Raw genomic sequence first — 14298 nt, 5'->3', positions numbered from 1 at the left:
TTTCCTTACTAAAACTACTTTTTCCTACGAGATTTCTTCTGAGTTTTCTTCTCTTGCTGTCCATACTCCCCATAGTTACCATAACCACCATAACTGCCCACACTATTTGCAGCTTTGTTGAGAATGACCCCTAAAAACTGGGTGCCGCTGTGTTCGAGCTGCTCCTTGGCTTTGAGGACAAAGCGGCGTTTAATGGCGCCAGACTCGGTCACGATAATGGCACCATCACAGCTCTTGGCGATAATAGCCGCATCCACGACCAAGCCAATCGGTGGCGCATCGATAATCACATAATCAAACAACTGCTTGGTCATCTCCATCATGTGGGTAAAAGTGGTATTTTGTAAGAGGTGAGTAGGATTTGGTGGCACCTGCCCGGCCGGGATGACCATGAGGTTTGGGATATCGGGCTCACAGATGGCTTCTGCCAACTCGGCATTGCCAGACAGATAGATGGTCAAACCCACCACACTGCCCGCTGCTCGGAAAGTTCCTGACAGCACAGAGTTTCTGGTATCCGCATCAATCAAAAGGGTCTTAAAGCCCACCTTAGCCATGGAAATGGCAAGATTGACTGCTGTTGTGGTCTTGCCTTCGTTGGGTTGCACAGAGGTCAACACGATACTCTTAATATCGCTACCGCTAAACCGGATAGTGGTACGGATAGAGTTGTAATACTCCTCGGCTTTCTCGTATAAGCTGTGCTTTTTAGAAGCAATCATCAAACGTGTCATCAATCGTATCTCCTTATAGTTTACTCATAGCAGGGACAGTGCCTAGGAGGGTGAGCTCCAGTCTGTTTTCCACATCTTCGGCTGACTTGACAAGGTCATCGAGCACTTCTGCTAGGATGACAGCTGCCATAGAGAGGAAAGCACCGACTAAAAAGCCAAGAAGCGTATGGCGCTTGGTGTTTGGTGAGGATGGGGTATTTGAGACCTTAGCGACTTCAAGCGTCGTCACATCCTCCACCTTAGTTACTTCCTGAATCTTTGTCGTCGCCGCTTCACGAACGGCATTGGCTAGACGAGCGGCTTCTTTGGCGTTGCTATCTTCCACAGAGATGGAAATGACACGGGTATCCGTTGGGATAGTGACCGCTACTTTCTGAGACAATTCGCTTGGTGTCAAGGACAAGTTTTCCTTGTAAATGACTTGGTTCATGACATCCGCTGAGGTGATGATTTCCTTGTAGTCATTGACCAAGTAGCTACCAGCTTGCAGGTCTGGATTGGTGATGTTGTTATCGGTACGATTGACCACATAAATCCGTGTCGCTGAAGTATATTCCTTTTGTAAGAGGAAAGTTGAGCCTAAAAAGGCGAGTGCAGCGACAAGCAAGGACACAAAAAGAATCAAGAACTTTTTCTGCCACAAGCTCTGAAGCAAGACAATAACATCAATTTCAATGGTTGAAGTTTCCTTAGCGTTCATACGGTCTCCTATAATAATTGGTTACTAAGGATTTTCTCAAGGTTGCCCGTGAATAAGGCATGCGCCTTATGGCGCCCAGAATCTTTAAAGATAGTTTCATAAGCTGCTTGCATGTAAGGCGGGCGCTTATCCAGATTGTGCATGTCACTGGCAACGCAGTGGACTAAGTCTTCCTTTAGAAAATAGCGAGCACGCTTCTTAAAGAGCTTCTCGCTATCACCAAAGAGCTTAGGTTTGAGCACATGGGTACTGTTGATTTGAGTGTAACAGCCCATGTCAATCAACTCCCGCACCCGATCCGCCTTGTACTCAAGAGCATGGTAGCGCTCAATGTGGGCGACCACCGGGGTGATGCCTAACATCAAGACCTTGGTGAGGGCTGAGTGGATGTCTCGCCATGGGGTGAGCATACTAAACTCAATCAGCGCATAGCGAGTACCGTTTAGTGTGGGCACTTTTCCTTTTTCCAACTTTTGGCGCAAGTCCTCGGTGTAAAAGAGCTCACCGCCACAGAGAATGGTGAGGTCTTCATAGCGCTCTTCTGCCGCTTCCTTGACCACTCGGAAGTGCTCATGAATGGTGCGCTCAGGCGTTTCAAACATGCCCTTGCGCCGATGTGAGGTCGAGATGATGGTGCGCACCCCTTGTTGGTAGCTCACGCCAATAAGGGCTAAGCTCTCCTCTAGGGTCTTTGGACCATCATCAACATCAAAAACAATGTGTGAATGAATAGCAATCATACCCGTTCCTTTAGTTGGCATTTAGTGTGGCATGGATGGCTGCCTTGGCTTTATCAATGCTGTCTTGGTTGAGTTGCATCATGTAGAGACTGGCTGATGGCATGGCATAAGAGGTCAATTCCCCTGTTGAGCCTGTTCCTGTCACAGCTTGTGAAGTCACGGTGAACTTGTCATTTGAGGACAACTGGGAGTTGGCGATTTCCATGATGTCAGACAGTGGCATATTGGTCCGGATAGAGTCTTGTAAGTTAGAGACAATGGGTGATAGATTGGTTAGTGAGTTGAGAGAGACTAACTTATTGACAATGGCGGAGATGACTTTTTCTTGGTTCTTACCCCGGTCATTGTCCCCAGTTTCTAGCGAATAGCGCTCACGAACAAAGGCGAGTGCTCCAGCAGAGTCCAGAGTGACATTGCCCACTTCAAAACTGTAGTTTTTATTGGTGTAAGAGGTAAAGGCTTGGTCGCTGTAGACCGTAATGCCACCAATAGCGTCAATCAACTTCAGGAAGGAGGGGAAATTGAGGCGGACATAGTAGTCAATGGTAATGCCGTAGAGGTTTTCTAGGGTCTTACGAGAGGTATCGACGCCACAGATACCCGCATGGGTCAGTTTGTCGTATGGATTGTTGCCACCATCCGGGATTTGCACGTAGCTGTCTCGCGGGGTCGTCGTCAGTAAAATCTTGTGGGTCTTGAGATTGACCGTCAGGATGATATTGACGTCTGAGCGAGACAAGGTGCTAATAGAACCGTAGGTATCAATTCCTGACACACAGATGTTAAAGCTGTCCTTAGCTGTCGAAGTTGCCGTGGACTTGGTCGCTTTTTTAACTTTGTAAGTGTAGAGGGTCTTGAGATTTGATGAGAAGTCCTTGTCCTGCAGCTCGAGGAGACTCGAGTAGGCACTGTTTAAGACCATAGATTGGGAGCTACCGCTCATGAGATTGGTGTAGGCTTTTTGGTAAGAGTCCACTTCTGTCGTCTGGAGGCTAACCCCTTTGTCTGACTTGACCTTGTCGAGAAGCGCTGTGATGTTCTCTGAATCGCTAGAGGTTGGTGCGTCAACCGTCGTCACTTGGTCAATAGAGGTGATGGTGCTGTCCTTTGGCACCACCACACTCATCTCCACTTCTGAGTAAAAGGTGGACTTGTTTAGGCTCTCTCCGAGGTTAATGGCAGAGCGAAAGGCAAACAAAATCGCACAGGTAACCACTGAAAACAGCGCCAGAAGCGTTGTGGTCGTCTTTGGCGCACGCCTTAGTAGCAACAAGACCAAACTCACCACCAGAACCACTAGCAAGACAACCGTCAGCAAGACGTTGACATAACGAAAGGCCAGGAAATGGTAGCTGTACATGGGGTAAAGGGTATAAAGGGATAACACCCCAGAAACCACTAATAAAACACTATTGACAATAGTCAATACAGACCTAGGATTTTTACTTTCTCGTCTATTGCGACGATTATGACTAGAACGAGTCATGGAAACTCCTTTTTTCATTAAAAATACATCTAATGTAATTTTACCCTTTTTGTATACAAAATGTCAATATGTCTCCAGTTATTTTTCAATACTTTGGTGTGTTAGACTTTCTTATCTTTTCATCATTTTTGTTATATATATGAGAAATGAATTTCAATTTAACAAATAAATAATGAAAAATCTTCTCAGATTTTCCCTCAAAAGGCGTGCCTTTTTGCGGAAACAGTGTTATAATGAAAACGGTTGTATATTTTCCTAAGGATATGTTAGGATTTGCATTTTAGATTAAGGAGTGATTTACCTAGGTCTTACAAGGAAAGTTGTAAAAAATGGCTGGATTTTAAAGGTTTGCCTGATTAGCTACGTGATGAAATCATCGCTAGGGATGACAAAACAAAAGAAGATGCCTTCTACACAAACCTAGAGTGTGGTACTGCTGGTATGCGTGGACTTATCGGTGCTGGGACAAACCGTATCAATAGCTACGTTGTCCGCCAAGCAACCGAAGGGCTTGCTCAACGGATTGAATCTAAAGGCGACGAAGCTAAAAAACGTGGTGTCGCTATTGCTTACGACTCACGCCACTTTTCTCAAGAGTGTGCTTTTGAGTCCGCACAGGTTTTAGCTAATCATGGTATCAAGGCTTATGTCTTTGAAAGCCTACGGCCTACACCTGAGCTTTCTTTTGCTGTGCGTCACTCGCACACATTTGCGGGTATCATGGTAACCGCAAGCCACAACCCAGCACCGTTTAACGGCTACAAGGTCTATGGTGAAGACGGTGGACAAATGCCACCTGCTGATGCGGATGCATGGACAGACTATATCCGTGCTATTGACAATCCTTTTGAGATTGTTCTTGCTGACCGTGAAGAAGCTAAAGCTGCTGGTCTTATCGAGGTTATCGGTGAGGCGGTTGATAGCGAATACCTCAAGGAAGTCGTTGATGTCAATAGCAATAAAGACTGGATTGAGCAGTATGGTAAGGACATGAAGATCGTCTACACACCACTGCATGGTACAGGGGAAATGCTAGCTCGTCGTGCGCTTGCCAATGCAGGCTTTGCCTCTGTACAGGTCGCTGAAGCGCAAGCAACGCCAGACCCAGACTTCTCAACAGTCAAATCACCAAACCCTGAAAGTCAAGCTGCTTTTGCACTTGCTGAAGAATTGGGACGGCAAGTGGACGCAGATGTCTTGGTCGCTACTGACCCTGACGCTGACCGCCTTGGTGTTGAGATTCGTCAAGCAGATGGTTCTTACAAGAACCTCTCTGGTAACCAAATTGGAGCTATCATAGCCAAATACATCCCTGAAGCCCACAAAACAGCTGGTACATTGCCAGAAAATGCTGCACTTGCCAAATCAATCGTCTCAACTGAGCTTGTAACTAAGATTGCTGAAAGCTACGGTGCAACTATGTTTAACGTCTTGACCGGCTTTAAGCTTATCGCAGAGAAAATCCAAGAGTGTGAAGAAAAACACAATCACACTTACATGTTTGGTTTTGAAGAAAGCTTTGGCTACCCTATCAAGCCATTCGTTCGTGATAAAGACGCTAGCCAAGCCGTGCTTATCGTAGCGGAAATCGCAGCCTACTACCGCTCACGTGGTATGACGTTAGCTGATGGTATCGAGGAAATCTACAAAGAATACGGCTACTACGCTGAAAAGACTATCTCAGTTACCCTCTCTGGTGTCGATGGTGCTGCGCAAAGCAAAGCGATTATGGACAAGTTCCGTGACAATGCGCCAACGCAATTTAACAAGACAGACATCGTGCTCTGAGAAGACTTTGAAAAACAAACAGCAATTAGCAAAGACGGTAGTGTGACCCAACTCACAACACCACCTAGCAATGTCTTGAAATATCTCTTAGCTGATGATTCTTGGTTTGCTGTTCGCCCAGCTGGAACAGAGCCTAAAATCAAATTCTACATCGCAACTGTCGGTAGCAGCTGAGAAGACGCAGAAGAAAAAATCGCCAATAGCGAAAAAGAAATCAACGCTTTTGTTGGTTAATCACAAAAAGAACTCTGAAAATCAGAGTTCTTTTTTATGCTCAACTTAGCAACTGACTCTCAGAAATGCCATAGTCAGCTAATAACGCCACAATCCTATCAAAATGCAGGCGGAAATGCTCTAGCCTGTGCCCATCTGAGCCGATAGAGTAGCGTGTACAGCCGAGATTTTTCAGCAAAGCAAGTGCATAGCAGTAGAGATGTTCATGCTCATACAAACACATAGACTTGGCGTTTAGCTCAAAAGCGAGATTGTGCTCTATCATCTTTTGAAAAATCCGAACAAGCTGCTCTTCATAGAGCTTGAGCTCCTCAACGCTAATCTAAAAAAGGCGAAAGCCATAATCAAAATGGGCAAGGACATCTGCTTCCACCCGACCGATAGCATACTCAAGTCTATCAAGATAGTCTTTGATGACAACAGCCTTATCCACAGATGCCACCTCACCGTCTAGGTAGTCATTGACACCATTATGGTGAACCGATAGCAGCTGGAGGTCAAAGTCCTTTCCAGCTAGATAAGCCTTGATGTCAGCTTCACGTGGCTGATAGTAGCCAATCTCAATGCCTTTTTTGATACGATTGTCATAGAGACTGTTGAGTCGTGTGATTTCACGGCAATAGCTCTCATAGTCCGGGATGTCGTCTTGCTTGCTGTAAGGATTGGACAGGTCAAAGTGCTCCGTTGTCACAATTTCACCAGAGTAAGCCTGTAAATACTCCTCAAACTGCGCCTTGGAATCATAGGAAAAATGGGTATGTAAAGGATTGTCACGCATAATTAGTCTCCTTATCGTCTGAATTGTAAAAAGCGTTTGAGCACTTGAGCGATGATGAACCACAAGACAGCAGACACCACAATCACACCGACCCAAGCCCAACGCGAATGCGTCAAAGGTAAGGGTATGTTCATACCAAAGTACCCTGTGATGGCTGCAACAATGGCTAGATTGACCGAGATGATATTGAGTGCGGTCAGATTGTCATGGAGGTTGTTATTGAGGACGTTGTTGAAGGTGTCAGAGAGCTGCGAGAGGATTTGGCTGTTGAGCTGTGTCATATTAGCGAGCTGTCTCGCCTCGATAATAGCGTCCATCAGCTGTTCTTCTTCATTGTCGCTCAATTGTCGCTGGTGCGGATGTTCTTTTAATTGCGCCAAGACAAAGACGTTTTGGTTGGCAGCTGACTTGAGATAAACAAGACCCGTCTCCAAGTCACTCATGGCTAGAAGCCCTTTTTTACTGGTTTGCTGGCGCAATTGCCGATTGAGCTCATCGGGCTCACGCGCAATCTGCGACACAATCTTGAAATACTGCTTGGTGATGATGGTAAGAGCTAAAAAGAGAAACTGCTTTTGACTCATCTGAACTTCCTCTTGGTCAAGCGCTTCTTTTAGCAATTCAATGATATAGTGATTGCGCTGGTTGGATACCGTAAGAAGCCTATCCTCTAAGACATAAAAGGTCATGGGCACCGTCTCATAGTGACCATCCACGGTCCGCCTGTCAATGACATGAAAGACAACCGTCAGCCCAATAGGATGATTGACCTTGCTTACCTCGAGAAAGGCACGCTCATCCTCGTCAGTCGCATAGTCCGCAAGCTCCCGCGGGATGTCCCAAGCAAGTGCCTTAACAGCTTTTGCGACATCTTCTTCTTTGGCATGGATATTGTACCAATTGAGTTCTTTGTTGAGTAACATTATTTTCCTGTCTCCTTAGGTTTAGGGAATGCTGACAACCTCTAGTGTTTTTCCTCCCAATAACACCAGGTACTTATCAATAGTTGTCATGTGATAGGACTGACTGAGCGCTTCAGCGTAGAGTGCCAGCTGTCCTTTATAGCGCTCAACCAGCTCGCTACTGTCTGTGTACTTAGCAGTTTTGTAGTCAAATAAAACAATCCTATCCTCAAAAACCAAGTAACCATCAACAATCCCACGCACGACAAACTGCTCTTGGCTAGCTGGGTCTGTCTTTAGCATGGCAAAGGGCGCTTCACGATAGAGCTTGTCGCTAGGCTCTTGAATGAGACACCCAAGCTCACTTTCTGTAAAGAAAGCAAGCACACGCTCAAGATTAAGGCGGGCTTTGACATTAGCAGGAGCGGACAGGTCACTAAGAGCTTTTGTGATAGCTTGCATGGTGACTTTTTGGGTCACGTCTAGGCGTTGCATAAGCTCGTGCATGGCTGATCCGATAGCAGTAGCCTCTACTTTTTCTTTTCCAGATAAGTCCGGCAATGAAAACTGCTGCTTTTTCTGATAAGAGTCGATGACTGCCACGCCCTCACTGTCCACAATCGGCTCGTAAAACTTTTTAATCTGGCTCGGTGTCCGCACACTTGGGAGATGAATAGCTGCTTGGTAGCGCGGATTGAGTTTCTCCACCTGCTCCAGCATATCGAGAGCCTTTTCAATGTCATCTGACTGGCGGTTATGGGCTGGATTGTCAGGATCAAAAGGCAACTCTTGTGAGATAACACCGATTTTGTCAGCTGTCAGCTCTTCATCTTGGACAAAGCGCAGGGAAAAAGGCAGGTTTTCTTTAGATGAAGCTGCGTAAATAGCTAAAAACCAATCTTGGAAGGTCTTGTACTGCTTACGCTCAGAAAGTGCTAGGCGCCCCTCTTGAAAATGCCCTTCATACTTGTCAAGAGCCTTGCTGGAGCTGGCTTTTCCGACGAGATAGAGCCTTTTCTCGCTTCGTGTCATAGCGACATAGAGCAGGCGCATTTGCTCAGAAAGAGTGGCCAGTAAAAGCGAGCGCTTATTGAGCTGGTAAGGTAGCGTATCGAGACTAACTTTAAGACTAGGCAGCAAGGTCTCGCCGACCTCATCTTTCATATCCGCCAGATACTTTATCCCAATCCCCAGCTCACGGTTTAAACTAACTGGAGCGTTGAGATCCACCATGCTGAATTTTTTATCAAGATTAAGGATGAAAACATACTTGAACTCGAGCCCTTTACTCTTATGAATGGTCATGAGATTGACAGCATTTTTAGGAACAGCGACCTCAACATCGGCTAAGTCGTTTTGATTTTCAAGGGTCTTGTCAATCATACGGATAAAGCGTGGCAAGCCCTTAAAGCCTGACTGCTCAAACTGTTCTGCACGTAGAGCAAGCGCATAGAGATTTGCCTGACGTTGCTCAGCTTTTGGAAGATTGCCAACATAGTCATAGTAAAACCGGTCATTGTAAATCTTCCAGATGAGGTCATAAAGAGCGTGAGTCTTGGCATAAAGCCGCCAAGTATCAAAGGTCTCTTTAAACAACGCCAACTTCTGATAAAGACCATTTGTGATAAGCTCTGGGTGCTCTCCTGTCTTTGCGAGAGCTTTTAGGAGCTTGTCAAAGAAAGCGAGATTTGATGAGGAGGACTGAACGGCTAATCTAGCCAGCTCATCCTCGTCAAACGGAAACATGGCAGAGCGTAAAAGAGCGACTAGAGCATAGTCATTGAGCGGATTGTCAATGGCTCTTAGGGTATCGAGCATGACCATGACCTCAACAGACTGGAGGTAGTGCTGCTCACCGCCAGCTGTCACAAGGGGAATGCCATACTGGTCAAAAGCACGTAGGACACCGTCATTTCGTGTCAGTGATGAGACGAGTAAAGTTATATCGCTAAAGGGAACGCCTTCTTCTTGGTGCAGGCGGATGATTTCCTTTGCGACGAGACGGACCTCGCCTGGTGAGAGCTGAGTGTCATCCTCTTCTGCCACTTCGTCTGACTGGTCAGTATCTAATAGCAAGAGCTGCGTTTTATTCTCAGGATGTGGCTCTTTTGGCCTATCGCTTCCTGCTTTTAGCTTGTGACTCTCATCGTAGACAATCTCGCCGACCTCCTCATCCATGAGGCGAGCAAAGACACCATTGGTGCTGTCGATGACCTCTGACTGGCTACGGAAGTTTTCCTTGAGAATGATAAGCTTGCCATGCTCTGGGTGTTTTTGATAATCGGTAAAGTTCTGATTGAAAATCTGCGGGTCAGCCTGACGAAAACGGTAAAGGGACTGCTTGATGTCGCCCACCATAAAGCGATTGTGCCCATTGGATAAAAGCTCTAGCAGGCGTTCTTGCATGTGGTTATTATCTTGGTATTCGTCTACCATAACCTAGTGGTAGCGCTCCACATAAAGCGCTCGGATGGCAGGATTTTCCTCCAATAGCTGGATAGCAAAGTGGTTGATGTCTGAAAACTCAAAGGCACTTTCTTGAAGTTTGGCTTGTAAATATTGCGCCGAAAAGTCCTCTACAAAAGACCGCAAAAGCTCTAGCATAGGAAGGCTCTCTTTTGGGTACTTAAATACCAAATCTAAGTGCTTAAACAATCCTAGTTGTGCTTGCAGTCCAGAAAAGACTGCATAGCGCTCTCCAGCTACCGTGACATAGCTGCTCTTTGGAATCAACGCTGCAATATCCTTTGCCAAGCGGTCAATTGCCTGAACACCGTAGAGCGTCTCAAAGTGTAAAGACCACTCCCGCAGCTGCTCGATGATTGCTGAGTGCTTTTTATAGGCTGCGGTGGGGGCATTTTTAGCAGTGACTTTTTTGTAGCCTTCAAGAGCTGTCACATCCCGCAATTTATCAGCAGTCCCTTGCATGGAAGCCAGTAAAAGCTCGATGTCTGCTAGTGGAATCGCCTCATAGCTGTTGGCACTTCTAGCGCCCTTTAGAAAATGCTCCTTTAGCCACATTTTGGGATTTGCCGTAGACTGACTAAAGTCATAAATCTGATAAACAATGGCTCTAAAGGGATCTGTATTTTTACTGCGCCCCGCAAAGTTCTGGACGAGACGAGTGAGGAGCTCTGCTTTATTTCCCGTAGCATAGTCCGCAAACAAATCTGAGAAGATTTCATTTTTCAGTAAATCCTGCTCGTTTTTGTCCTGCATTAGCCGAAAAGTCGGTGAGATACCCAGCGTATAGCCGTACTGGCTGACCAGCTTTTGTGTGAAAGCGTCCAGGGTACCGATATCAGCGGTCCGCACAGCAGCCAACTGCTCACTTAAAAAGAGCTTAGTGTCAGTGTCTGTGCTTTCTTTTATCTTTTCGCTCAGCTTTTTTTCTAAGCGTTCTTTTAGCTCACCTGCTGCCTTGACCGTAAAGGTCGAGATAAAGAGCCGCTCAATCGGAATCCCTCGTAAAAGCTGATCCACAATCCGCTCAACCATGACAAAGGTCTTTCCAGAACCTGCTGAAGCTGACACGAGGAGATTGGTCCCACTCGCATAAATCGCCTCAATCCGCTCAGCTGCGCGCTTTTGTGTCTTGCTTGAGCGCGCTTCTGTCTCTTGTAGCTGCTTGATGTCGCTAGCTGTCAAAAAAGGCTTACACTTCATCACTATCGTCCTCCTCGCTTTGTGCCATCAAGGTCAAGAAGCCTTGACGTTTTTCCTTTCTCGGTAAAGGGTAGAGTCCGCGGCTACGCGGCATGTGGCTGTCCGCTTCAAACCCTGTGATTGCCTTTAGCTGCTCTCCTAGAACCACCTTGCCGTCTTTGGGGTAGGGATTGATGAGAAAGCGTCCGCTTCTAATCACATCCTGTGCTTTTGGGTAGAGGTGCTCACTGTATCGAAGCATAATGGCGAGCTCTTCTGCGCTAAAAAGTGTGTCTAGCTTGTAGTTGCCATTAGCGAGGCGCGCTTTTTCCTCCTCCAAAAATAGCCCTCTATAGACAATTTCCTGACGAGCTTTTGCTTGCAATTCTTCAAGAGACGCGACCCTATCCAGCGAGAGCTTAGGCTCCTGCATGTGCAGATACATAGCGCCAAAGAGTGGATTGAGAGAAAGATGGTAGCGAGATTGCAAGGCAGAGAGATAGGTTACCAGCTGAGGGCTCAAGCCGTTAAAGAAAGCTTCAATAGCAAAGACTTGCTTGCTGGACTTGTAGTCAACGACACCGTAGCTATCATCCGACAGGCGATCCACCCGGTCAATGATACCGTTGACAATAATATTGTCAGACAAGACCAACTCAAACTGCTCCTCCTCGCTCTCGATACGATTGCTCACGTCAGGACGGTTGAAAATCGTCGCCGTTGCCCTAGCAATATCCTCTAAGACACCGAGCGTATAGCGCCCCTGTGCGTCTGAACTGTAGAGTGCTTGGAAGGTTTCCTCGCTATTTGTCCTTGTGATAGCACGCTCTAGCTTCTCATCAAAAGGCTTAGCTGACTGATCTTTCATAACCAACTCAAAGACTCTGTGCAGATAAGTCCCATGATTTCTTGCGTCTGGGTGAATGCTGTCCTGCTCTTTTAAGCCCAAAACATAGCGCAGGAAATACTGGTATTGATTATTATAAAAAGTGGTAAGGGCTGATGAGGACAGGGGTAGCGCCTTCTCTGCTGGAAAACGAGCGGTCATAACCTCTTGTGAGACAGGCTGGGTCAGCACAGAGTCCTTCAAGAGTGGCATGCGAAGCCCTTCTTTGGCTAGTTTTTGACGAAGATGGCGAACCAGCACTGACCAAAAGGTCTCTTCTTGCTTGTCCAACTCCGCATAAAGAGCGGGGCTGTCGCTAGAAAAGTCCACCAAGCGTGACAACAGCGCCTTGTAGGTGCCAATGCTTGCGATAGCTGCTGCAAAGGGCGGCTGTCCCTTAGCTAAAAAGGGCACGCCCATAGCAATCAATTCTCGGAGGTAAGTGGACATGTCGTCCTCATTTTCATTGAGAATCTGGGGTTGGCTAAGTACCAGCTGGCTTGTGGCAGCGTTGAACAGCGACAACGCTGTAAAATGATTTCTCTGGATATGCTCACGGCTGACAATAGCAAAATGCCCACCTGTCTCTTTTTGCTCATTGATGAGCTGACGCTCCTCATCAGAGACGAGGCTTTTATTTTGCGCTAGCTTTGGAAAATGTGACTGGGTCATGCCAATAGAAAACACAAAGGGCTTTGAGTGCGGCTCTACCAGATTATAATATTTGACCGACACCACATCAACCGTCGCAGGGATCATGCGGTACTCCGCCTGTAATAAACCGTTACTAATCAAGGATAGACACTCATCTAGTGTCAGTTTTTCGTCCCCAAAAATGGGTTGAAATCGCTGCAGGATAGAGGTAAAGGTTTTCCATACCTGCTCCTCTTTTTCACGCTCAATCTCTGACAGAGACGCTGAAAAACGCTCCATATTGCTCGTTAGAGAAATGTCTGTGAAAAAACTAAAGAGCTTTTTCAGTAAGCCATTTCCAGACTGCTTGCGGGCTTTGACAAGCGTCTCTAGAGGCTGCATGACCTTTTCTCGGATACGATTGAGACGCTCAAGGTTAAAAGAATGCCCTTTTGACGCTGTGAAATCCGTCAAAAAGCCCTTTTGCCCCTTGATGTCAGCGTAAGCGATATATTTGTCAAACTAATCCAAATCCGCCTGAGCCATCCTACCGTAGAGCCCAGACTTGAGGAGGTTCATGACGTCTTCTGAGCGAAAATGGTAGCGCTTAATACGCTCCAAGCTCTCGATGAGATTGATGAGCGGGTGCGCACTCATGCTTTCTGCTTTTCCTAGATAAAAGGGAATATCATACCGCTCAAAAATCTGCTCAATCCGCAAGTGATAGCTCTCGACATCCCCCAGAAGAACCAGCATATCCTTGTAGCGATGTCCTTAGTGGAGCTTTTGACGAATGGCACGTGCCACCTGCTCAATTTCCTCCTGCTGATTGACACACTCCCAAATCTCAATAGCATCCTTGGCTGCAGCGCTAATCTTCTCACCACTGGCTGTAAAGTCAGGGTTACTCTCAAAGAGCTGCGACACTTCTTTAAAGGCTTCCTGCCCCTGCCAAACGGACTCAACATACATGGGCTTGACCCTGTATTGACTGGCTAGGTCACGGATAAAGTCAAGGCTTGCTGGGTAGACATTTCCCGTTGAAAAGCTAGCTCTCTGCGCCTTTTTACTAAGATAAGTGCCGACGACAATCTCCGCACAGCGCTCCTCCAAAAGACGGATGAGCTCTTCCTCTTCTGCAGAAAAGCGGGTAAAGCCATCAATGACCAAAACCACATTTTCTAGAGTCTTGTCAAGCTGACCTGTTTTGAGCTGCGTAGCTAAAAAGGCAAGCTTTGAGTGATTGTCGTATTGTCCTTTTTGGAGCAATGCCTCCACCTGTGAAAAAATCGTGACCAAGTCATCGTATTTTTCCTTAGAATGCAAAAGCTCAAGGTCTAAAACACTCAGCTGCGCTGCTTGCAATTCCTTGTACAGCTCTACCAGCTGGCTGATAAACTGACGATTACGCTTTAATCTGGCATAGACACGCAGATTTTTATCGTCTAGCTGTCCCAAGGCACAATAAAAAATCATTGCCAAACCAGCATCATCTAGCGTCTCCTTAGGATTTGGACTATTTAGGACAAAGTAGCGAGCCAGCTGCGCAAAACGTGTCACCGTGATGGCAAAAGACGCCTGCTCGCTCAAGCGCTCAAGCACCTCTCTCTCCTTTTCAAAAGAAAGCGAGTTTGGCGCAATGTAGAAAACCCGCTTGCCGTTTTTAGCTGCCTGCGTCGCTTTCTCCACCAAAAGCTCTGTCATATCATAACGAATAGCTGTATATAGTAACTCCATATCATCCCATCCTTATCTCATTAGTAGCATTATAT

Annotated in this window: 5 protein-coding genes and 4 pseudogenes; 1 reads left to right on the top strand and 8 read right to left on the bottom strand. The window is 46.5% G+C overall.

All coding sequences use genetic code 11. The annotated features are described in order from the left end of the window. Window positions 1–14: 14 nt before the first annotated feature. Genes G5B60_RS04325 through G5B60_RS04310 form a run of 4 tightly spaced genes read right to left on the bottom strand, consistent with a single transcriptional unit; the run spans window position 15 to window position 3660 of the window. Window positions 15–734, bottom strand: a complete 720-nt coding sequence (locus G5B60_RS04325; protein WP_164682817.1) for a polysaccharide biosynthesis tyrosine autokinase — start codon at window positions 732–734, stop codon at window positions 15–17. Between the two features lie 13 nt (window positions 735–747). Then, a complete protein-coding gene (locus G5B60_RS04320; protein ID WP_164682814.1) occupies window positions 748–1434 on the bottom strand; it encodes a Wzz/FepE/Etk N-terminal domain-containing protein in 687 nt (228 codons plus the stop codon). A gap of 8 nt (window positions 1435–1442) precedes the next feature. Further along, complete coding sequence (gene cps4B, locus G5B60_RS04315; protein ID WP_164682813.1) at window positions 1443–2174, bottom strand: capsular polysaccharide biosynthesis protein Cps4B; 732 nt, start codon at window positions 2172–2174, stop codon at window positions 1443–1445. 10 nt (window positions 2175–2184) lie between these two features. Continuing rightward, window positions 2185–3660, bottom strand: coding sequence for an LCP family protein (locus tag G5B60_RS04310; protein WP_164682811.1), 1476 nt, complete (start codon window positions 3658–3660; stop codon window positions 2185–2187). Between the two features lie 273 nt (window positions 3661–3933). Between G5B60_RS04310 and G5B60_RS04305 the strand changes: the two are divergent. Beyond that, window positions 3934–5622 (top strand): annotated as a pseudogene (locus tag G5B60_RS04305) (phospho-sugar mutase). A gap of 100 nt (window positions 5623–5722) precedes the next feature. Here G5B60_RS04305 and G5B60_RS04300 read toward each other — a convergent pair. The 4 genes and pseudogenes from G5B60_RS04300 to rexB all read right to left on the bottom strand — a co-directional run bounded on the left by G5B60_RS04300 (window position 5723) and on the right by rexB (window position 14263). Continuing rightward, a pseudogene (locus G5B60_RS04300) lies at window positions 5723–6460 on the bottom strand (hypothetical protein). 11 nt (window positions 6461–6471) lie between these two features. Beyond that, window positions 6472–7383 (bottom strand): magnesium transporter CorA family protein, encoded by a 912-nt coding sequence (locus G5B60_RS04295; protein ID WP_164682809.1) that lies wholly within the window; start codon window positions 7381–7383, stop codon window positions 6472–6474. Window positions 7384–7404: 21 nt separating this feature from the next. After that, window positions 7405–11028 (bottom strand): annotated as a pseudogene (gene addA, locus G5B60_RS04290) (helicase-exonuclease AddAB subunit AddA). Next, a pseudogene (rexB, locus tag G5B60_RS04285) lies at window positions 11018–14263 on the bottom strand (ATP-dependent nuclease subunit B). The pseudogenes addA and rexB overlap by 11 nt, the downstream one beginning before the upstream one ends. Between the last annotated feature and the right edge of the window lie 35 nt (window positions 14264–14298).

This window comes from Streptococcus hyointestinalis, from assembly GCF_011039275.1.
GTDB classification, from domain to species: domain Bacteria; phylum Bacillota; class Bacilli; order Lactobacillales; family Streptococcaceae; genus Streptococcus; species Streptococcus hyointestinalis_A.
This window is presented reverse-complemented; position numbering and strand designations above follow the sequence as displayed.

Coding starts and splice junctions, on each gene's coding strand:
- G5B60_RS04325 (WP_164682817.1), bottom strand. CDS start 734: ATGACACGTTTGATGATTGCTTCTAAAAAGCACAGCTTATACGAGAAA.
- G5B60_RS04295 (WP_164682809.1), bottom strand. CDS start 7,383: ATGTTACTCAACAAAGAACTCAATTGGTACAATATCCATGCCAAAGAA.
- cps4B (WP_164682813.1), bottom strand. CDS start 2,174: ATGATTGCTATTCATTCACACATTGTTTTTGATGTTGATGATGGTCCA.
- G5B60_RS04320 (WP_164682814.1), bottom strand. CDS start 1,434: ATGAACGCTAAGGAAACTTCAACCATTGAAATTGATGTTATTGTCTTG.
- G5B60_RS04310 (WP_164682811.1), bottom strand. CDS start 3,660: ATGACTCGTTCTAGTCATAATCGTCGCAATAGACGAGAAAGTAAAAAT.